This window comes from Mesorhizobium sp. M0587 (assembly GCF_040320945.1).
Classification (GTDB): domain Bacteria; phylum Pseudomonadota; class Alphaproteobacteria; order Rhizobiales; family Rhizobiaceae; genus Mesorhizobium.
On sequence record NZ_JAMYQP010000027.1, the window covers coordinates 44,709 to 65,449 of the forward strand.

Consider the following 20,741-nt stretch of genomic DNA (forward strand, 5'->3'; position numbering starts at 1 on the left):
TGGCGGGCAACGGGGAGGTTTGCATGAGAAAGCGCCGCATCGGCCAGACAGCGCTGGAGGTCACCGAAGTCAGCTTCGGCGGCGCCGCGATCGGCGGATTGTATCGCGCCTGCTCGCGCGAGGCGGCTATGGAGACGCTGCAAGGCGCCTGGGAAGCCGGCCTGCGCTACTTCGACACCGCGCCCTTCTACGGATTCGGCCTGTCCGAGCGCCGCTTCGGCGACTTCCTGCGCTACAAGCCGCGCGATTCCTACGTGCTGTCCACCAAGGTCGGCCGGCTGTTCCGCCCGGTGCCGGAGGACCAGGTTCCCGATCATTCCTATGTCGATCCGCTGCCCTTCGCGCTCGACTACGACTATTCCTACGACGGCGTCATGCGGTCGGTCGATTTCAGTTATGCAAGGCTCGGCCTGAATAAGATCGACATCCTGTTCGTCCACGACATCGGCGTCTACACGCATGGCGTCGAGAAGACCAAGCTGCACTTTCGCCAGCTGATGGATGGCGGCCTCAAGGCGCTCGAGGAACTGAAGCGTTCCGGCACGATTTCCGCCTACGGACTCGGTGTCAACGAAGTGCAGATCTGCCTCGACGTGATGCGCCGCGCACCGCTCGACTGCATCCTGCTCGCCAGCCGCTATTCCTTGCTCGACCGTAGCGCGGAAGCCGAACTGCTGCCGCTGTGCCGGGCACAAAAGACGTCCCTGGTTATCGGCGGCGTGTTCAACTCCGGCATATTGGCGACCGGACCGGTGCAAGGCGCGCATTTCGACTACCAGCCCGCCAGCCGTGATGTGCTCGACCGTGTCGGTGCCATGGAGAAGATCGCCGGTGAAGGCGGTTACCCGTTGGCAGCGGCCGCGTTCCAGTTTCCTCTGCATGAGCCGTCGGTCGTCACCGTGCTGACCGGCACCGCCAAGCTGGCGAATCTGACACGCAATCTTGAACTGCTCGACGTCGACGTGCCGGAGACGGAATATGCCAGATATCGCCCCTACACGGTGGTGCAGGAACTGGCGTAAGGTAGGTACCCGGCCGCAAGGCGCGGGATCGCAATCCACGCTTTACAATCGCACGACCCAGAAAAGAATGAACATTCCATATTGACGATCGCTTGGAATTAATATTCCATATGCTTCGCGGAATGGAACGGGAGCGTTGGACTGCATCGAGGAGGAGCGCGGTGTATGTGTCTTGGTCAGACCTTGGAGAAGACTGGCGCGAAACACCGCTTGCATCGACCAGATCGATGCACTATCAAAACAGCGTAAATGTTTTTTATTGATAAAGTTCTGTTTGGGCCGCGCCTATCCGAACGGAGCTTCAGTAACCTTCACCGGGCGACTTAGGGAGGAATCCTATGAAATTCGTGACCAGCATTCTCAACCGTCGCGCAGTCATGGCGCTGGCGGCAGCTTCGATGCTCGCCGGCGTCATGCATTCGGCGCCGGTTTCGGCGGCGGACGTGACCATTCCGATCATCGTCAAGGACACCACGTCCTTCTATTGGCAGATCGTTTTGGCCGGCGCTCGCAAGGCCGGCAAGGATCTCAGCGTCAATGTGCCGGAACTCGGCGCCCAGGCAGAGACCGACGTCAATGGCCAGATCTCGATCCTCGAGAACGCCGTCGCCGGCAACCCGGCCGCCGTCGTCATCTCGCCGACGGAGTTCAAGGCGCTTGGCAAGCCGATCGATGAAGCGGCAGCCAAGGTCAAGATCATCGGCATCGACTCCGGCGCCGACTCCAAGGCCTTCACCTCGTTCCTGACCACCGACAACATCCAGGGTGGCCGCGTCGCCGCTGACGGACTTGCGGCGGCCATTGGTGCCGCCAATGGCGGCAAGGTCGAAGGCAAGGTTGCCTTGATCACCGCACTCCCCGGCGCCGGCTCGCTCGAGCAGCGCGCTCAGGGATTCAAGGAACAGCTCAAGGCCAAATATCCCGGTCTCGAACTGGTTGCTGACAAATACGCCGACGGTCAGGCCACGACCGGCCTCAACATTGCAACCGACCTGATCACCGCCAATCCGGACCTGAAAGGCATCTTCGCCTCCAACCTGATCATGGCGCAGGGCGTCGGCCAGGCGATCGCCGAGAACAGCCTTGCCGGCAAGGTTGGTCTGATCGGCTTCGACAGCGACGAGAAGCTGATCAAGTTCCTCAATGACGGCGTCATTTCCGGCCTCGTCGTCCAGGATCCGTACCGGATGGGCTATGACGGCATCAAGACCGCGCTCGCCGCCTCGAAGGGCGAAAAGGTCGAGGCCAATGTCGACACCGGCGCCAATCTGGTGACCAAGGCCAACATGAAGGATCCGAAGATCGACGCGCTGCTCAATCCGAAGCTCAATTGAGTATTGCGCATCCGCATTGTTTCCGGGGCCTCGCTGCCCCGGAAACTCACCAGCCTGAGCCAGGCCGACCCGGCGGGTATGTCAGAGCCTCGCCGTGTGCGACATAGCGAGGCCAATCTGGAGCGAGGCCAATCTGGGAGGATTGTCATGACATCGACGGCGCAAGACCTGCATCCTGCCCCCGTGCTGGAACCCGGCAGGACGATCCTCGAACTGCGCGGCCTCGAGAAGAAGTACCCGGGCACCCATGCGCTGAAACCGGTGAATCTCGCCTTCAAGGCGGCTGAAATCCACGCCATCGTCGGCGAGAACGGCGCCGGCAAGTCCACCCTGATCAAGCTTCTGACCGGCGTCATGCCGCGCACCTCCGGAGAGGTCGTCTGGGAAGGCAAGCCGGCGGCGCTGGCGACCCCGTACGAAGCGATGGCGCTCGGTATAAATGCCGTTCACCAGGAGGTCGTGCTCTGCCGTCACCTGACCGTCGCCGCCAACATGTTCCTTGGCGAGGAGAACTCCCGCTTTGGCATCCTGCAGCAGCGCGCCATGGTCAAGGAAGCGCAGAAGATCATCGACGACCTCGGCTTCGACCTGCCGGCGCATGTAACGCTCGGCGACCTCACCATCGGCCAGCAGCAGCTGATCGCCGCGGCCCGCGCTACCGTGCGCGGCACCAAATTCCTGATCTTCGACGAGCCGACCGCTTATCTCACCCGCAAGGAAGCCGACCAGCTCTTCACCCTGATCCGCCGGCTGAAGGCCGAGGGCGTGACGATCATCTACATCAGCCACCGCATGGAGGAAGTCTTCGAGCTTGCCGACCGTGTCTCGGTGCTGCGCGACGGCACGCTGGTCGGCACCAGAAACATCAGCGAGACCGACGACGCCGAACTGGTCAAGATGATGATCAACCGCTCGATCGAGCAGGTCTATCACAAGGAGCATTTCACGCCCGGAGCAGCGATCGTCGAGGCGAAGAACCTCTCCGGCAAAGGCTTCGAAAATGTGTCGATGACGGTCCGCGCCGGCGAGATCGTCGGGCTCTACGGCCTGATCGGCGCCGGCCGCAGCGAATTCGTCACCACGCTCTACGGCCGCCATCGCAAATCGGCCGGCCAGGTGCTGTGGGAAGGCAAGGAAGTCCAGATCAATTCCGAGCATGACGCGATCAAGCTTGGCATGGCACTGGCGCCGGAAAGCCGCCGCGACCAGGGCCTGTGCCTCAATCTGCCGGTCGGCCTCAATCTCAATCTGCCGATCTACAAGCGCATCTCGAACAATCTGCTGATCTCCAGCGCGCAGGAAAAGAGCCAGGCCGATCGCCAGATCGCCGATCTCAGGATCAAGACCCCGACGCGCAATGCGCTGGCATCCAGCCTGTCCGGCGGCAACCAGCAGAAGATCGTTATCGGCAAATGGCTGGCGCACGGCGCCAAGCTGTTCATCTTCGACGAACCGACGGTCGGCGTCGACGTCCGCACCAAGGCCGAGATCTATCGCCTGTTCGGCGCACTGCTGTCGAAGGGCGCCGGCATCATCCTGATCTCGTCCTATCTGCCCGAGGTCTATGAACTGGCCGACACGCTGCACGTGTTCCGCCGCGGCAAGCTGGTGGCCACGCACGGGTTCCGCACCGCCGATCACGAGGAAATTCTCACGCAGGCGCTCGCCGAGAAACAAGAAAAGCTGGGAGGAAAGACATGAGCACCGAGGCGATCCCCGCCGAAAAGCCCAAGCGCAACTACAACGCCCTGTTCGGGCTGACTCTGCTGGCGCTGCTGGTGCTGCTGTGGGTCATCCTGTCGCTGGCCACGTCGAGCTTCGCCTCGGCCAACAACATCTCGAACTTGTTGCGCCAGGGCTCGATGATCGCGATCCTGGCGGTCGGCCAGACCTTCGTCATCATCACCGGCGGCATCGATCTTTCCGTCGGCGCCGTGGTCGGCTTCGCCACCGTCATCGCGGCGATGCTGATCAATGCCGGCGTGCCGGTCTTCCTCGCCATCCTGATCACCTTGCTGGTCGGCGTCGCCATCGGCCTGTTCCATGGCTTCGGCATCGTCAAGATGGGGCTGCCGCCCTTCATCATCACGCTGGCGACGCTGACGTCGCTGCGCGGCATCGGCCTTTTGATGACCAACGGCAATTCGATCTCGATCAACAACGATGCCTTCCAGGAATTCTCCCGCAACTCCTCCCTCGGCGTCCCAAACTTGTTCTGGATGGTGATCCTGGTCGGCATCCCGGCCTATGTCTTCCTCCACCACAGCCGGTGGGGCCGCTATCTCTTTTCGGTCGGCTCCAACGCCGAGGCCTCGCGCCTGTCCGGCGTCAATGTCCAGCGCACCATCTACATGGCCTACACTCTTTCGGGTCTCTGCGCTGCATTCGTCGGCGTGCTTCTGGCCTCGCGCATCGGCATCGGCAATCCGACCCAGGCCGAGGGCTGGGAATTGCAGGCGATCGCCTCATCGGTGATCGGCGGCACCTCGCTGTTCGGCGCGGTCGGTTCGGTGCACGGGCCGCTGCTCGGTGCTTTCATCCTCGCCACCATCAACAACGGCGCCAACCTTTTGAACGTCAATGCGTTCTGGCAGCGCATCATCACCGGCGTGCTGATCATCGTCATCGTCTATTTCGACGGCCTGCGCCGCCGCGGCGGCAAGTAGATCGCCTAGCCCAATCAACCGCCGGCCCTTGCCGTTTTCAGGGCCGGCGGTGCCTTGAACAGACTGGATTGAAACATGAAAGCTGTCGTCTGCCGTTCGCCCGGCGACCTTGTCCTGGAAGAGCGTCTGGCACCGGGCGCACCGCCTGGCGGTTGGGCACTGGTGGCGGTCAGTCATGTCGGCATCTGCGGCACCGACTATCACATATTCGAGGGCAAGCACCCGTTCCTCGCCTATCCCCGCATCATGGGCCATGAAGTGTCGGGGACGATCGTCGAGACCGGTGAAGGGGTTGAGCTTGCCGTTGGCGAGCCGGTGATCATCAACCCCTATCTCTCCTGCGGGAAGTGCATCGCCTGCCGGCACGGCAAGCCGAATTGCTGCGTCCGGATCGAAGTGCTCGGCGTGCATCGCGACGGCGCCATGTGCGAACAGATCCTTGTCCCGGAACACAACCTCTATCCAGCCAACGGCCTGTCGCTGGCTGATGCCGCAGCCGTCGAATTCCTGGCCATCGGCGCCCATGCGGTGCGACGCTCCCGCGCCGATCCCGGTGCACGGACACTCGTCATCGGCGCCGGGCCGATCGGGCTGGGCACCGCCATCTTCGCCAGCATCGCCGGGCTCGATGTGACGCTACTCGACATGAGCAGCGAAAGACTTGGCTTCGCGGCGAATGAACTCGGCTTCCAGACCCTCGACGGTTCGCGCGGCGCGGTGCCGGACCTGGTGAAGCAGGCGACCGGTGGCGAGGGTTTCGATGCCGTCTTCGATGCCACTGGCAACACACAATCGGTGCAGTCGGCCTTTACCTATGTCGCGCATGGCGGAACTCTGGTGCTGGTCAGCGTCGTCAAGGACGACATCGTCTTTTCCGATCCGGAATTCCACAAGCGCGAAATGACATTGATCGGCAGCCGCAATGCGTTGCGTGCCGACTTCGACCATGTCGCCGCATCGATCCGCAACGGCACTGTGCCATTGGCCAAGCTCGTCACCCACCGCACCACGTTAGCCGGCACGCCGCGCGACCTCGCCCGCTGGGCGCACGAGAAATCCGGCCTGATCAAGGCCGTGATCGAGGTGGGGTCATAACATGGCAGGCGGTGAATCCGGCCCGAATTGACGAGCCCCGCGCAGGTCGCTCCCCACTCAGTCTCGGCTTCGCCGAACCACCTCTCCCCGATCGACGGGGTAGAGGAAGGGGTGCGAGCCCATTGCAGCTAACGCTCCTCAACGAGACTCCCTCCTTCTCCCGCCGCCAGCGGGCGCCCTTCCTCTCCTTCCGGAGGGGGGAGAGGTGGCTCGGCGAAGCCGAGACGGAGTGGGGGAGGCGGTCCTCAAATGCCAAGCCGCTGACAAGTGAGCGCGACCGAGCTGGTCTGATATCCGCGTGAGTCATATAGATCACGGCCTGGTATAGGCCGGCACTCCCTACAGCGCCGACAGTTTCAGCTCGATCCGCTCGGCCGGGAATCGCGACTCGGAGAACTGGATCGGTTGGCCGTCGGGCGTGATGTTGACGGCAACCGTGACCAGGACGATGGCGCCGGGCTGCAGCTCAAGGTCGGCGAGATCGGCCGCATCGGCATGGCGCGCCGACAGCACGGTCGATTGCCTGAGATAATCGTCTATGCCGAAACGCGCCAGCGATGCGGTGATCGAACCAGTCTCAGCCATCGCCGCATCAATGCCGGTAAAGCGGCTAGCATCGAACCAGGCAGCGGCGCGCGACACCGGGCGCCCATCGGCCTCGCCGCGTGTTTCCAGCCGGATCACCTCGGCTCCCTTGGCAAGCCCAAGGCCCTTCGCGACACGCTGGCTGGCCTGCTCGACCGACGAAGCGAGCAGCACGATGTGCCGCTCCGACGCCTGCCCTTGCAGGCCCGTGGAAAAGCGCGTGCGCGCTCCGATTGGATAGGACAGCCGTTTTCGTGACAGCACGAAGGTGCCGCGTCCCTGTTCGGCTCGCAGTATGCCTTCCTGCACAAGGGCCGATATGGCGCTGCGCACAGTGTGGCGATTGACGCCGTAACGCTCGGCCAGCGCCACCTCCGGCGGCAGCGCCTCATTCTCTGCGAAATCGCCGCTGGCGATGGCGTGCAGGATCTTGTCGGCAATCTGCCGCCACAACGAGACGCCGCTGCGGCGCTCGATGCTGTCAGCCGTTACAGCCATGAATTGCCCCGCCTTCTGCCGCTTGTCATCCATCCGTCATGGACTCGCGTTAGGTAATATGTATAATTTGTATAGTCGTCTATATCAATAGACAAATCTGCCAAAAAGGACTCATTGCTGATGCGAGGACAGGAAGCCCGCGACCAAGCCGAGCGCAAGGCCGCCATGGCAACGCTGGCACAGTCCAGCCGCGACGATATCGTCCGGCTCTGGAACCAATCCGACCTGCCTTCGGAAGCCGAGCTGCTGCGCGGTCCGGAGACCGGCCTGGTCACGATGCGCGGCCGCATCGGTGGCGGCGGTGCGCCGTTCAATGTCGGCGAGGCAACGGTTACCCGCGCCACGGTCAGGCTGCCATCCGGACAGGTCGGCCATTGCTATGCGCTCGGCCGCGACAAGCAGAAGGCAAGGCTGGCGGCAATCGCCGACGCGCTGTGGCAGGACCCGGCCCACCGCAACGAGGTCGAGACCAGGCTTATCGCGCCTCTGCGGTCGGCTCTGACTGCCGCACGTGAAAATCGCCGCGCCGAGACGGCAGCAACGAAGGTGGATTTCTTCACCATGGTTCGCGGAGAAGACTGATGGACATCGCAGCACAATCGATCGAGGGCGGTTTCGCCGATCCGGTCTTCAACGCCCAGAGCGTGTTCCGTGCCGTCATGAACACGATGGCGCGGCCGGGCACAGAGCAGCCCTTGCCGGCCTTCGCCCGCCCGCCGGCACCGCTCTCCGCAACCGCGGGCGCGATCGCGTTGGCGCTGTGCGACAACGACACGCCCCTTTGGCTGGATCCGTCTTTGCAGGCTTGCGCCGCGATCAAATCCTGGCTTGGTTTCCATACCGGTGCGCCCTTGGCCAACACGCCGGCCGATGCGCATTTCGCCTTCGTCGCGGCTCCGGCCGAGATGATGGCGCTCGACGGCTTTTCACAAGGCACCCAGGACTATCCCGACCGCTCGACGACGTTGATCCTGCAAGTCAGCGATCTCGTTTCGGGCGCTCCCCTTCTGCTCGAAGGCCCGGGCATCGAAACCAGCGCCACGATCGCGCCGGCGCGCATGCCGCGTCATTTCGTCGAGCAGTGGAAGCAGAATATCAAGCGTTTTCCGCGCGGCGTCGACATCATCCTCGCCACATCAGAAGGCATAGCCTGCCTGCCGCGCACGACGCGCATCACGACGATGGAGGCGTAAGATGTATGTCGCGGTAAAAGGCGGCGAAGCCGCAATAGCCAACGCCCACAGCCTGCTCGCCGACCGCCGGCGCGGTGATCGTTCGGTGCCGGCCCTTCGTCTCGACCAGATCGTCGAGCAATTGGCGCTTGGCGTCGACCGGGTGATGAGCGAGGGCTCGCTCTACGACCGGGAACTGGCAGCATTGGCAATCGTCCAGGCGCGGGGCGACATGATCGAGGCGATCTTCCTGGTGCGCGCCTATCGCACCACGCTGCCGCGCTTCGGCTACACCATCCCGATCGACACCGGTTCGATGCAAGTCGAGCGGCGGGTGTCGGCGACCTACAAGGACCTGCCCGGCGGCCAGTTGCTCGGTCCGACCTTCGACTACACGCACCGGCTGCTCGATCCCGAGCTTGCCGCCGGCGGCGACGTTGCCGAGCCGCTACGGCGCGAGACGGAAGCGGAGGCCATGCCGCGCGTCTCGGCGATCCTGGCCCGAGAAGGCCTGACCGAACCCGATGGCGACATGCCACAAGATCACGTTCCCGGCGACATCACTCGCGAGCCGCTGGAATTCCCGATGGCGCGCGATATCCGCCTGCAGGCGCTGTCGCGCGGCGATGAGGGTTTCCTGCTGGCGCTCGGCTATTCCACGCAGCGCGGCTATGCCCGCAACCATCCGTTCGTCGGCGAGATCCGCATCGGCGAGGTCGAGCTGGAGCTCGATGTGCCGGAACTTCCTTTCGCGGTGCCGCTCGGCACAGTCCGCGTCACCGAGTGCCAGATGGTCAACCAGTTCAAGGGCTCGGCCAAGGCACCCCCGCAGTTCACCCGCGGCTACGGACTGGTCTTCGGACAGAGCGAGCGCAAGGCGATGGCGATGGCGCTCTGCGACCGGGCGCTGCGCGCCAATGAGTTGGGCGAGGATGTTGTCGCCGCTGCACAGGACGAAGAATTCGTCATCTCGCATTCCGACAATGTCCAGGCGACCGGCTTCGTCGAACATTTGAAGCTGCCGCACTACGTCGACTTCCAGGCCGAACTCGACCTCGTGCGCCGCATGCGTGCTGAATACGACGCCCGCGAAAATCCTGAGAACGTCGAAGAGAAGAGGGAGGCAGCGGAATGACCGTGCAACCGACCGACATCGCCACCTACAACTTCGCCTACCTCGACGAGCAGACCAAGCGGATGATCCGCCGGGCGATCCTCAAGGGCATCGCCATTCCCGGCTATCAGGTGCCCTTCGCCTCGCGCGAAATGCCGATGCCCTATGGCTGGGGCACCGGCGGGGTGCAGGTCACCGCTTCCATCATTGGGCCCGACGATGTGCTGAAGGTCATCGATCAGGGCGCCGACGACACCACCAATGCCGTCTCGATCCGCGCCTTCTTCAAGAAGGTCGCCAATGTCGCGGTGACAACAGATACAGCCAGCGCCAGCATCATCCAGACCCGCCACCGCATCCCCGAACATCCGCTGGCGGCGGGCCAGGTGCTGGTCTATCAGGTGCCGATCCCGGAGCCCCTGCGCTTCCTTGAGCCGCGCGAGACCGAAACGCGCAAGATGCATGCGCTGGAGGAATATGGCCTCATGCATGTCAAGCTCTACGAGGACATCGCCAAGCACGGCCGCATCGCCACCACCTATGCCTATCCGGTCAAGGTCGAGGGTCGCTATGTGATGGACCCGTCACCGACGCCGAAATTCGACAATCCCAAGATGCACCGCTCGCCGGCGCTGCAGTTGTTCGGCGCCGGCCGCGAAAAGCGCATCTACGCGGTGCCCCCCTTCACCGACGTCGTCAGCCTCGACTTCGAGGATCATCCGTTCGAGGTGCAGACCTTCGACCAGCCCTGCGCGCTGTGCGCGGCCGAGAATGTCTATCTCGACGAGGTCATCCTCGACGACCATGGCGGCCACATGTTCGTCTGCTCGGACACCGATTATTGCGAGAAACGGCAGGCGGACGGCCATCGAGGCCACCTCGCCCCAGAAACAACGGAGCCGGCGCAATGACCGACGAACCGCTGCTGCGCGTCTCGGCGCTGTCCAAATTCTATGGCTCGCGCGTCGGCTGCGACAACGTCTCCTTCGATCTGTGGCCGGGCGAAGTTCTGGCGGTCGTCGGCGAGTCCGGCTCCGGCAAGACGACGCTGCTCAACTGCCTGTCGACGCGGCTGCTGCCCAGTTCCGGCACCGCCAGCTACCGCATGCGCGACGGCCAGTTCCGCGAGCTCTACCGCATGAGCGAGGCCGAGCGCCGCTTCCTGATGCGCACCGACTGGGGCTTTGTCCACCAGAACCCGGCCGACGGGCTGCGCATGACGGTGTCAGCCGGCGCCAATGTCGGCGAACGGCTGATGGCGGTCGGCGACCGGCACTACGGCAAGATCCGCGCCACGGCCGTCGACTGGCTGTCGCGCGTCGAGATCGACGAGGACCGCATCGACGACGAACCGCGCGCCTTTTCCGGCGGCATGCGCCAGCGCCTGCAGATCGCCCGCAATCTCGTCACCGGCCCGCGACTGGTGTTCATGGACGAGCCGACAGGCGGCCTCGACGTCTCGGTCCAGGCCCGCCTGCTCGACCTGCTGCGCGGGCTGGTCACCGATCTCGGCCTTGCGGCCATCGTCGTTACCCACGACCTCGCGGTGGCACGACTTCTGTCGCAGCGCATGATGGTGATGAAGGACGGCCGTGTCGGGGAAAGCGGCCTCACCGACCGTGTGCTCGACGATCCCCGCGCGCCTTACACACAATTGCTTGTTTCCTCGATCTTGCAGGTTTGAAGATGCTTGTTCCGGCGTACCCCCCTCTGGCCTGCCGGCCATCTCCCCCTCAAGGGGGGAGATTGGCAGCTTCTATGTGCCGCCAATTCCACAACGCAGCAGGTTGGCGAAACCGCATGCGACAGCCAATCTCCCCCCTTGAGGGGGAGATGCCTGGCAAGGCAGAGGGGGGCGCTGTCCCGCCAGCGAACGACCATTGGAGGACCTTCTAATGGCCACGCCCCTTGTTGTCTCCGATGTCGCCAAGAGCTTCACCATGCATCTGCGTGACGGCATCAAATTGCCTGTCGTCGCCGGTGTCTCGTTCTCGATCAGGGCTGGCGAATGCACCGTGCTTGGCGGCCCGTCCGGTGCCGGCAAGAGTTCGATCCTGAAGATGCTGTACGGCAACTACGCCGTCGACGAAGGCCAGATCATCGTCAGGCACGATGACGGGCTGGTCGATCTCGCCACCGCCAGCCCGCGCACCGTGCTTGCCATACGCCGCCAGACCATCGGCTATGTCAGCCAGTTCCTGCGCACCGTGCCGCGCGTCTCGGCGCTGGATGTCGTCGCCGAACCACTGGTCGAGCGCGGCGAAGACCGCGAGATTGCACGAGAAAAAGCACGCGCCTTGCTGGCGCAGCTCAATCTGCCGGAGAAACTCTGGGCACTGCCGCCGGCGACGTTTTCCGGCGGCGAACAGCAGCGCGTCAACATCGCGCGCGGCTTTATCACCGAGCACCCGATCCTGCTGCTCGACGAACCGACCGCCTCGCTCGATGCCAGGAACCGCGACGTGGTGATCGAACTCATCGCCGCCAAGAAGGCGGCTGGTGTCGCCCTGCTCGGCATCTTCCACGACCACGACGTGCGCGAGGCTGTTGCCGACCGCATCATCGACGTCACCGCATTCGCGCCGGGAAAACTCGCCGCATGACCAGGAAATTGTCGGAGACGCCGCTGGTCCACCCCACGGCGGAGGTACACAGTTCGACGCTCGGACGCTGGACCGAGGTCGCCGACCGCAGCCGGGTTTCGGAAAGCGAACTCGGCGACTATTCCTACCTGATGCAGGATTGCGCCGTCTGGTGCGCGACGATCGGCAAGTTTTCCAACATCGCGGCAAGCGTGCGTATCAATGCCACCAATCACCCGACCTGGCGGCCGACGCTGCATCATTTCACCTATCGCGCTTCCGACTATTGGGACGACGCAGAGCACGAGAGCGAGTTCTTCGCCCAGCGCCGTGCCAGGCGCGTCACCATTGGCCACGATACCTGGCTCGGTCATGGCTCGACCATTCTGCCCGGCGTCACCGTCGGCGACGGCGCGGCGGTCGGCGCCGGCGCGGTGGTCTCAAAGGATGTCGCGCCCTACACCATCGTCGCAGGCGTCCCGGCAAAGCCGATCCGCGAGCGCTTCGACCGCCGCACCGCCGAGCGCTACCAAGCGCTCGCTTGGTGGGACTGGAACCATGCAAAGCTACGCGCCGCGCTCGACGATTTCCGCCAACTTGAAGCTGAGGCTTTTCTGGAAAAATACGGCGGATAGAGCAATTCCAGGAAACGTGAGAACCGGTTTTCCGTCCGAACAAAATCAGATAGGCCATCACATCATCGTCATGGACAGGCGCATTTCATAGCGCTGACAGATCGGCAAGGCAGGACGCGGCCTTTCCCTGGAGATCGCAATGCCTGCTTCCATCCGACCCTCGCTCGCCGGATTCTTCGCCGGCGCCAATCCAACCACTCCGGTTCACCTCGGCACCCGCTACGACACATCAGGCAATTTCCTGATCGAGCCCGGCAATACGGTCGTCAGCCACCTTGTCAGCGGTTCGCCATCCGAGGCCGTGGTGCTTGCCGTGCGCGAGCGGATGCTGGCGATGCCCGATGCCGACCGGCTGGCTTTCACGCCTGTCTCCAGCCTGCACATGACATTGTTCCAGGGCGTCATCGAATATCGCCGCCGGCTGCCCTACTGGCCGCAGGACGTGCCGCTCGACACCAGCATCGACGCGATGACTCGCCTCTACCTGGAACGGCTGAAGGGTTTCCAGGATATTGGCGCATTTCAGATCAAGGTGGTCGAGGTCACGCCGGCCGGCCTTGCCGTTGCCGGCGCGACAGACAACGATGCGCGCATCATGCGTGAATGGCGCGATGCCTTGTCGGTGCGGTTTGGATACCGGCACCCCGACCATGACAGCTATGCTTTCCACGTCACCTTCGCCTATCAGATCCAGCGTCTTGCGGACGACAAGGCGGCGGCATGGCAGGCCTTGTTCGATGACTGCCTCGCGCTTTTCGCGCGACAGGCGCCGGTGATCGAAATCAGGCCTCCGGCCTTCTGCAGCTTCAGAGACATGGAACACTTCGAGGAACTACTGATCCTGAGCGGCCGTAAACTCCTCGCCTGTGGAGCGTAACAAAACTGACATCACCGCGACACGGCAGGTTCATGTGGCTGGGTTAGGCGAGAGCCTGACGATCAATATGGCCGCACTGGAACCTGCCCATGCCAGCAACCTCTGCCACGCTCGAAATCCGCGGCGTCACCCGACGATTTGGCAAGAACACCGCCGTCAGCGATGTCAGCATCTCGATCCCGCAAGGTCAGATGGTCGGCGTCATCGGCCGTTCGGGCGCCGGCAAGTCGACCCTTTTGCGCATGATCAACCGTCTCATCGATCCCAGCCATGGGTCGATTTTTTTTGACGGCGCCGAAGTCTCCCAGTTGCGCGGTTCGCCGCTGCGGCGCTGGCAGCGCGACTGCGCCATGATTTTCCAGCAATTCAACCTGGTGCCGCGCCTCGACGTATTGACCAATGTGCTGCTCGGCAAGCTGAACCATCGTTCGACGCTGTCGAACCTTTTCGGCATGTTCTCGCGTACCGAATGCGCCGAGGCGGTCGCCGCACTCGAGCGGTTGGACATCGCCCGCACGGCGCTTCAACCAGCAGGCACTCTGTCGGGCGGCCAGCAGCAGCGCGTCGCCATAGCCCGCGCCATGATGCAGCAGCCCAGGGTGATCCTCGCCGACGAGCCGATCGCCTCGCTCGACCCGCTCAACGCCAAGGTGGTGATGGATTCGCTGCAGGACATCAACCTGCGTGAAGGCATCACCGTGGTCACCAACCTCCACACGCTGGATACCGCCCGCACCTATTGCAACCGCATTATCGGCATGGCTGCCGGCAAGGTCGTCTTCGACGGCCCGCCGGAGGAGCTTAACCGCGAGGCGGTTCGCCTCGTCTATGGCGCCGACAGCAACGGCGGCGAGATATCGGAGGCCATCACCTCCACCAGCGTTGCCCTGAAGCAAAAGATTGCAGCATCCGCCGGACCGCTCGAACCCGCATTCCCGGGATACTGAGCCGCACTGGATCGTCCGCCCGCGTCAAGGGCACCTGTCAAGACCAGAACGCTGCCGGCGCGGGGCCGGAACCTACAGGAGAAATATCAAATGTTCAGGAAGATGGTTTTCAGCGCCGTTTCGGTGCTCGCCATGGCGACCAGCATGGCCCACGCCGCCGATATGAAGGAATTCCGCGTCGGTATTCTCGGCGGCGAGAACGAGACCGACCGGCTGCGCAACTACCAGTGCCTCGCCGATCACCTGAAGGCCGAATTCGGCTTCGAGAAGGTTTCACTGTTCCCGGCCGCAGACTATGACGGCGTCATTCAGGGCCTGCTCGGCGGTACGCTCGATTTCGCCGAACTCGGCGCTTCTGGCTACGCCAGCGTCGTCCTCAAGGACCCGAAGGCGGTTACTCCGATCCTCACCACCCAGCAGACCGACGGCGCAACCGGCTACTATTCGGTCGGCCTGGCGTTGAAGTCCTCCGGCATCACCGATATCAAGTCGGCCAAGGGCAAGAAGCTCGGCTACGCCGATCCGGATTCGACCTCGGGCTATCTGATCCCGCTGACCCAGATCCCGAAGGACACCGGCGCTTCGAACGAGACCTTCTTCGCTTCGACCCAGTTCAATGGCGGCCACGAGAACAACGTTCTGGCCGTGCGTGACGGCAAGGTCGACGTGGCGGTGGATGATTCCTCCGGCATCGGCGACTTCAAGGACGGCTACACCTCCGGCACCTTCCACAAGGAAGTCGCCAAGGGCGCCGTCGACCCCAACGACTTCGTCGAGGTTTGGCGCTCGGGCCTGATCCCGAACGGCCCGCTGGTCGTGCGCACCGCGCTCGGCGACGACATGACCGCCAAGCTTGCCAACTTCTTCACCGAGCTGCCCAAGAAGGACAAGGCCTGCTTCGAAGGCGTCGAAGGTGGTGACTTTACCGGCTATGTCCCCGTGAAGGCCGACTTCTACAACGTTATCGTTGAAGCCCGTAAGGCAGCCATCGGCGGCTAACGGCAAGATCAGCAAGGGCGGCGTCGAGAGAACGCCGCCCTTTCTGCATGTCCGATCATGACCCTTTCCGTTCCCGCCCCTTCCGACGCCACCCACCACTCGATGGCTGACGCCTGGCGTCGCCAGACGTCCTTGCGCCGGCTCTACACCGCCATCGGCGTCGGCCTGCTGCTCGTCGCGCTCTGCGGCACCATGTGGTTCGCCGACGAGGCCAATGCCGGGCATTTCTTCGACCGGCTGCCGCACATACTGGATTTCCTGAGTTGGCTTATCCCCAAGGACTGGAACGATGTCTGGCGGGCGATGTTCGATGTCGCCTCGCCGCATGACACCGGCACCCAGGAATTCAACTTCTCGCTTGGCCGCGTCTATATGTGGGGCGGTTTCTATATCCCCGAATATTTCGAGCTGATGCTGACCACGGTCAACGTGGCGCTGGTCTCGACCTTCATTGGCTTCGTCTTCGCCGTGCCCTTTTCCTTCATCGCGGCGCGCAATCTGACACCGCACCCGGTGCTGCGGCTCGTCGTCAAGCGCTTCATGGAGTTGCTGCGCGCCTTCCCCGAGATCGTCATTGCCGGCCTGTTCGCGGCAATTGTCTCGATCGGCCCGATCGCTGCCATCATCGCCATCGGCCTGCATTCGATCGGCGCACTGGGCAAGCTGTTCTACGAGATCAACGAGAATATCGACATGCGCGCAGAGGAAGGCCTGCGGGCGGTCGGCGCCAACTGGTTCGAGCGGGTTCGCTTCGCCGGCCTGCCGCAAGTGCTGCCCAATTTCATGTCCTACACGCTGCTGCGCGTTGAGATAAACGTCCGCATTTCCACCATCATGGGCGCGGTCGGGGGCGGCGGCATCGGCGAGGAGCTGAAGCTCTCGATTTCGCGCGGTTTCGGCGCCAAAACGCTAGCCTTGGTGCTGCTCCTGTTCACGACGATCTTCGTCGTTGACCAGTTCTCCGCATGGCTGCGCCGCAAGCTGGTCGGCGAGCAGGCATTCGTGATGAGCGCCTAGGCCATGATCTCGAAAAATGGAATCCAGTTTTCGGACAAGAACATGGCAAACCGAGAAAGCCACCAATGGCTACCATGACCGCCGATCAAATCCAGTCGATCGAAGAGCGCTTCCCGCAAGTGTTCCACCGTCCGTTCTACAAGCGTTTCGGGCCACTGCTGTTGCTCGGTGGCACCCTTGTCTACCTCCTCTACGCGCTCTGGTTTTTCAATCTGCCGCAGGTGATGCGGGAATCGCACTGGGAGCGGCTGCCGCTGTTCCTGACCCAGTGGGTCAGTTACGACGTGCAGCCAATCTTCCGCCTCGACGAGCCCGAGATAGCGGCCAAATACCCCCGCTTTTCGGTACTCGGCCCCAATCCCGACCCGGATTGGGTCAAGACCAACGCCGACGGTTCGGTGACGGTCCTGATCGACGGCACGGCGAAGTCGGTCACCTTCGACAAGACACGAGCGACGATCATCGCCGCTGGCACGAGCGTGCCGGTGGCGCTGGGCAGCGGCAAGCCGCAGGTCTCGGGACCTGTTCCCAACTGGGTCACCGTGCATGAGGATGAGGTCGTCGCCGACATGGGCTTCGCCGGCGAGGTCCGTGTCGCCGCCGACCGCGTCAGGATACGCAAGCGCTTTCTCGGCTGGGCGAATTTCGTCTTCGATACGCGTTCGCCCTTCTTCGGCAAGTCGGCCGGCGAAGTCGCCTCGCTGATCGTCTCCGGGCCCGAACTCAAGCCCGGCACCTCCAATCTGGCGCTGGCTGGCAACAACATCTGGAACAATGCCCAGTGGCAGCATGGCGATGTCTGGACAAAGCTGTTGCAGACCATCGTCATGGCCTTTCTCGGCACCGCGCTCGGCGGCATCGTCGCCTTCCCGCTCGCCTTCTTCGCAGCCCGCAACATCACGCCCAACCGGCTGATCAATCAGCTGCTCAAGCGCTTCTTCGACTTCATGCGCTCCATCGACATGCTGATCTGGGCGCTGTTCTTCACGCGGGCCTTCGGACCGGGACCATTGGCGGGCAGTGCCGCGATCTTCTTCACCGAGATCGGCACACTCGGCAAAACCTATTCCGAGGCGCTGGAGAACATCGACGACAAGCCGCGCGAGGGTGTTGTGTCGACAGGCGCCAACGGCCTTCTGGTGCAGCGCTACGGCGTGTTGCCGGAAGTGGTGCCGGTGTTCATCAGCCAAACGCTCTATCAGTGGGAATCCAACACTCGAGGCGCGACCATCATCGGCGCCGTCGGCGCCGGCGGCATTGGCCTGAAACTGTGGGAGGCGATGCGCACCAATTCCAACTGGGCCAACGTCTTTTACATGGTGCTCTTGACGCTGGCCGTCGTCATCACCTTCGATAAAATATCCAATTTCCTGCGCCGCCGGCTGAGCCAGACGATTCATGATTACAACAGGTTGCAGGCTGAGCGGGGTTGACCTTGTGACGCATACGCGCGGGCATCGTATAGTGCCTCGCCAAGGGTCGTCGACCCCCACTCCGTCGAGTTGCGCTCGACACCTCTCCCCCGATCGACGGGGTAGAGGAAAGGCCAGGCCGTCCTAGCCGATGCCCTGTCCTCCAAGGCCGAGGCTTCTTCCTCTCCCGAGCTACTGGCTCCCTTTTCTCTCCCTCCGGAGGGAGAGGTGGCTCGGCGAAGCCGAGACGGAGTGGGGGAACCACTTGGCAACCGATCGCAAATGGAAAAATGGACCAGGCGCAATCATCGTCTCGCCTTGCGCCAAGGGTCGCCGACGCGGGTCTTCTTTGCGTCATCGCCGGACCAAGGCACCTTACGCCGCTTTCCTCCACCCATCCTTGATATGCTTGTACCCATCCAGATAAACCGCTTCCGGGCTTTCGGAAAAATCGCGCCACACCTTGGTCGCCGCCGCCAAATCCTTCAGCGAACGTCCAAACGCCTCGATCGTCAGCCAGTCGTCATAGCCGCTCTTGCGGATGGCCGAGAATGTTTCCTTCCACGGGATGTTGCCGCGCCCCGGCACGCCACGATCATTCTCCGATATATGGACATGCACGATATTCCTCCGATGCTTCGTATAGGCGCCGATTGGGTCGGCCTCCTCGATATTGGCGTGGAAGGTGTCGTACATCGCCTTGATGTGCGGCCGGTCGATGGCATCGATATGCTCCGACAGGTCGGCCATCGTGTTGAGGAGATAGCATTCGAAGCGGTTCAGCGCCTCGAGCCCGATGGTGATGTTCCTCTTGCCGGCATGGTCGCCGATGGCGCGCTGCGAGGCGACCGAGCGCTTCTTCTCGGCGGCCGTCGGCCCGGTGCCGGAAAAGGCGCCGAGCGTCGAATGTAGCGGCCCGCTGAGCGTTCTCGCGCCGAGTGAAGCTGAGCAATCGATCGCCCATTTCATGTACTCGATGCCGGCCTTGCGCGTTGCGCCATCGGCCGAAATCAGGTTCATCGCCGGATCGCCCATGGCTGACACAGCGGTTCGCTCCAGCCCGATGCGGTCGAGCAGTTCGCCGAGTTTTCTATAGTCGTCGGGCGTGCCGGCGAAGATCGGTATCTCGACGCCATCGAAACCAGTTGCCTTGATGTCGCGCAGCAACGGCTCGTGTTTCTTCGATACCGCCGTCGTCCATAAGAACATGCACATGCCGATTTTCATCGACGCCCCTCCCCTTTCTTTGACGGCGCACTGGCTGTTCCGCCAGCTTCGCGCCATGCCCCCTCATCCGGCGGCTTCGCGTCCACCATCTCCCGAGGGGAGAAGAGACTTAGCGTCGGCGCCACCTCCTCCTCTCGGGGAGAGGTCGGATTACCCCGAATTGCCCTTCGCAATGCGGCTGGCAATCCGGGTGAGGGGGAATTCCCCGCTGGCCAGACCCGCTACAGCTTCGTCCAAGCCCCATTCTTCTTCGATGACTTCACGCAGGCTTCGATGAATGCCATGCCCTCGACGCCGTCGGCGATCGTCGGGAAGACGACATCCTTTGCCGGCTTGCCGCCCTTCTTGCGCGCCGCACGGATCGCCCGTGCGGCTTCCTGGTAGATGTTGGCAAAGCCTTCGAGATAGCCCTCGGGATGTCCTGACGGTACGCGGCTGACACGGCCCGCCACCGGCAGCGCGCCGGCGCCGTTGCGGGTGATCAACTGCTTCGGCTGGCCGAACGGCGTGTACCAGAGATAGTTCGGATCAGCCTGCACCCATTCCAGCCCGCCCTTCGAGCCGTAGATGCGCAGCTTCAGCCCGTTCTCATGGCCGGGCGCAACCTGGCTCGCCCAGATCATGCCCTTGGCGGGGTGCGTCTTGCCGGCCGGTTTGAAGCGCAGCATGACATTGACATTGTCGTCGAGCTGCCGGCCCGGCACGAAGGCGTCGAGATCGGCTGACAGGGAATCGAGTTCCAGCCCGCAAACGAAACGCGCCAGATTATAGGCATGTGTGCCGATGTCGCCGAGCGCGCCGCCGGCACCTGCCTGCTTGGGATCGGAACGCCATGACGCCTGCTTCTGGCCGGTCGCGGCAAGGTCTTCGGTCAACCAGTCCTGCGGGTATTCGGACTGCACGATGCGAATATCGCCAAGCACCCCCTTGGCCACCATCTCGCGCGCCTGCCGCACCATCGGATATGCGGTGTAGTTGTGGGTGAGCACGAACACCTTGCCGGTCTTCTCGACCACTGCCGCGAGCTTCTTCGCCTCGGCCAGCGTGGTCGCCAGCGGCTTGTCGCAAATGACGTGGATGCCAGCCTCGAGGAAGGCCTTGGCCGCCGGCACGTGCACATTATTGGGAGTGACGATGGCCACCGCCTCGATGCCGTCCGGGCGCTTGGCCTCGGCCTTGGCCATCTCGGCATAGGACGCGTAGCTGCGCGAAGGGTCGAGCCCGAGCTCGGCGGCAGAGGCCTTGGCGCGCGCCGGATCGGACGACAGGGCACCGGCGACCAGCACGAAATCATTGTCCATACGCGCCGCTATCCGGTGCACCGCGCCGATGAAGGCGCCCTGGCCGCCGCCGACCATGCCGTAGCGGATCGGGCCGCCTCCCGCTTCCGACTTCGATGCGCCGACCATTGTTCTGTCTCCCTCGTATCTGAGATATCCCTCCCCCTTGAGGGGAGGTGGCCCGAAGGGCCGGGTGGGGTCGGTTCATGCCGAGCTCTGCCTCAACGACCCCACCCGATCCGCTATGCGGATCGACCTCCCCTCAAGGGGGAGGGAAAG

20 protein-coding genes are annotated in these 20,741 nt (G+C 63.2%); 17 read left to right on the forward strand and 3 right to left on the reverse strand.

All coding sequences use genetic code 11. The annotated features are described in order from the left end of the window. Nucleotides 1-23: 23 nt before the first annotated feature. The 5 genes from NKI49_RS22410 (at nucleotide 24) to NKI49_RS22430 (ending at nucleotide 6,117) form a co-directional block, all read left to right on the forward strand. Nucleotides 24-1,022 carry an aldo/keto reductase gene (locus NKI49_RS22410; RefSeq protein ID WP_352604210.1) on the forward strand — a complete coding sequence of 333 codons (999 nt, stop codon included), beginning with the start codon at nucleotides 24-26 and terminating at the stop codon, nucleotides 1,020-1,022. A 338-nt stretch (nucleotides 1,023-1,360) separates the two neighbouring features. Next, complete coding sequence (locus NKI49_RS22415; protein WP_027023614.1) at nucleotides 1,361-2,356, forward strand: ABC transporter substrate-binding protein; 996 nt, start codon at nucleotides 1,361-1,363, stop codon at nucleotides 2,354-2,356. A 147-nt stretch (nucleotides 2,357-2,503) separates the two neighbouring features. After that, a complete protein-coding gene (locus NKI49_RS22420; RefSeq protein WP_352604212.1) occupies nucleotides 2,504-4,057 on the forward strand; it encodes a sugar ABC transporter ATP-binding protein in 1,554 nt (517 codons plus the stop codon). Beyond that, nucleotides 4,054-5,022 (forward strand): ABC transporter permease, encoded by a 969-nt coding sequence (locus tag NKI49_RS22425; RefSeq protein WP_352604214.1) that lies wholly within the window; start codon nucleotides 4,054-4,056, stop codon nucleotides 5,020-5,022. The genes NKI49_RS22420 and NKI49_RS22425 overlap by 4 nt, the downstream gene beginning before the upstream one ends. Before the next feature lie 75 nt (nucleotides 5,023-5,097). After that, on the forward strand, nucleotides 5,098-6,117 hold the full coding sequence (locus NKI49_RS22430; protein ID WP_352604216.1) for a zinc-binding alcohol dehydrogenase family protein: 1,020 nt from the start codon (nucleotides 5,098-5,100) through the stop codon (nucleotides 6,115-6,117). 339 nt (nucleotides 6,118-6,456) lie between these two features. Here the strand turns inward: NKI49_RS22430 and phnF are convergent, their stop codons facing one another. Beyond that, nucleotides 6,457-7,233 carry a phosphonate metabolism transcriptional regulator PhnF gene (gene phnF / locus NKI49_RS22435; RefSeq protein ID WP_352695768.1) on the reverse strand — a complete coding sequence of 259 codons (777 nt, stop codon included), beginning with the start codon at nucleotides 7,231-7,233 and terminating at the stop codon, nucleotides 6,457-6,459. Between the two features lie 87 nt (nucleotides 7,234-7,320). Between phnF and phnG the strand changes: the two genes are divergently transcribed. From phnG to phnE (NKI49_RS22495), 12 genes are all read left to right on the forward strand, one after another. Beyond that, nucleotides 7,321-7,782: a phosphonate C-P lyase system protein PhnG gene (phnG, locus tag NKI49_RS22440; RefSeq protein WP_352604220.1), complete on the forward strand. Its 462-nt coding sequence runs from the start codon at nucleotides 7,321-7,323 to the stop codon at nucleotides 7,780-7,782. Continuing rightward, nucleotides 7,782-8,393 (forward strand): phosphonate C-P lyase system protein PhnH, encoded by a 612-nt coding sequence (gene phnH, locus NKI49_RS22445; RefSeq protein ID WP_352604222.1) that lies wholly within the window; start codon nucleotides 7,782-7,784, stop codon nucleotides 8,391-8,393. Before phnG ends, phnH begins: the two co-directional genes overlap by 1 nt. Before the next feature lies 1 nt (nucleotide 8,394). Beyond that, complete coding sequence (locus NKI49_RS22450; protein ID WP_352604224.1) at nucleotides 8,395-9,507, forward strand: carbon-phosphorus lyase complex subunit; 1,113 nt, start codon at nucleotides 8,395-8,397, stop codon at nucleotides 9,505-9,507. Then, the gene (locus NKI49_RS22455; RefSeq protein ID WP_352604226.1) at nucleotides 9,504-10,397 is read left to right on the forward strand and encodes an alpha-D-ribose 1-methylphosphonate 5-phosphate C-P-lyase PhnJ; all 894 of its coding nucleotides are present in this window, start codon (nucleotides 9,504-9,506) and stop codon (nucleotides 10,395-10,397) included. Before NKI49_RS22450 ends, NKI49_RS22455 begins: the two co-directional genes overlap by 4 nt. Next, the gene (gene phnK, locus NKI49_RS22460) at nucleotides 10,394-11,170 is read left to right on the forward strand and encodes a phosphonate C-P lyase system protein PhnK (RefSeq protein WP_352604228.1); all 777 of its coding nucleotides are present in this window, start codon (nucleotides 10,394-10,396) and stop codon (nucleotides 11,168-11,170) included. The genes NKI49_RS22455 and phnK overlap by 4 nt, the downstream gene beginning before the upstream one ends. A gap of 211 nt (nucleotides 11,171-11,381) precedes the next feature. Next, entirely contained in the window at nucleotides 11,382-12,089 is a 708-nt protein-coding gene (gene phnL / locus NKI49_RS22465) for a phosphonate C-P lyase system protein PhnL (RefSeq protein ID WP_352604230.1), read from the forward strand. Continuing rightward, nucleotides 12,086-12,703, forward strand: coding sequence for a DapH/DapD/GlmU-related protein (locus NKI49_RS22470; RefSeq protein ID WP_352604232.1), 618 nt, complete (start codon nucleotides 12,086-12,088; stop codon nucleotides 12,701-12,703). The genes phnL and NKI49_RS22470 overlap by 4 nt, the downstream gene beginning before the upstream one ends. A 139-nt stretch (nucleotides 12,704-12,842) precedes the next feature. Beyond that, nucleotides 12,843-13,580, forward strand: coding sequence for a DUF1868 domain-containing protein (locus NKI49_RS22475; RefSeq protein ID WP_352604234.1), 738 nt, complete (start codon nucleotides 12,843-12,845; stop codon nucleotides 13,578-13,580). An 89-nt stretch (nucleotides 13,581-13,669) separates the two neighbouring features. Then, nucleotides 13,670-14,527 carry a phosphonate ABC transporter ATP-binding protein gene (gene phnC / locus NKI49_RS22480; RefSeq protein WP_352604236.1) on the forward strand — a complete coding sequence of 286 codons (858 nt, stop codon included), beginning with the start codon at nucleotides 13,670-13,672 and terminating at the stop codon, nucleotides 14,525-14,527. Nucleotides 14,528-14,617: 90 nt separating this feature from the next. Beyond that, a complete protein-coding gene (gene phnD / locus NKI49_RS22485; protein ID WP_352604238.1) occupies nucleotides 14,618-15,526 on the forward strand; it encodes a phosphonate ABC transporter substrate-binding protein in 909 nt (302 codons plus the stop codon). A gap of 102 nt (nucleotides 15,527-15,628) precedes the next feature. Then, the gene (phnE, locus tag NKI49_RS22490; RefSeq protein WP_502899553.1) at nucleotides 15,629-16,543 is read left to right on the forward strand and encodes a phosphonate ABC transporter, permease protein PhnE; all 915 of its coding nucleotides are present in this window, start codon (nucleotides 15,629-15,631) and stop codon (nucleotides 16,541-16,543) included. Between the two features lie 65 nt (nucleotides 16,544-16,608). Beyond that, a complete protein-coding gene (gene phnE / locus NKI49_RS22495; protein WP_352604242.1) occupies nucleotides 16,609-17,976 on the forward strand; it encodes a phosphonate ABC transporter, permease protein PhnE in 1,368 nt (455 codons plus the stop codon). Nucleotides 17,977-18,330: 354 nt separating this feature from the next. Here the strand turns inward: phnE (NKI49_RS22495) and NKI49_RS22500 are convergent, their stop codons facing one another. Beyond that, nucleotides 18,331-19,182, reverse strand: coding sequence for a sugar phosphate isomerase/epimerase family protein (locus tag NKI49_RS22500; protein WP_352604244.1), 852 nt, complete (start codon nucleotides 19,180-19,182; stop codon nucleotides 18,331-18,333). 221 nt (nucleotides 19,183-19,403) lie between these two features. Further along, nucleotides 19,404-20,591 (reverse strand): Gfo/Idh/MocA family protein, encoded by a 1,188-nt coding sequence (locus NKI49_RS22505; protein WP_352604246.1) that lies wholly within the window; start codon nucleotides 20,589-20,591, stop codon nucleotides 19,404-19,406. Nucleotides 20,592-20,741: the final 150 nt, after the last annotated feature.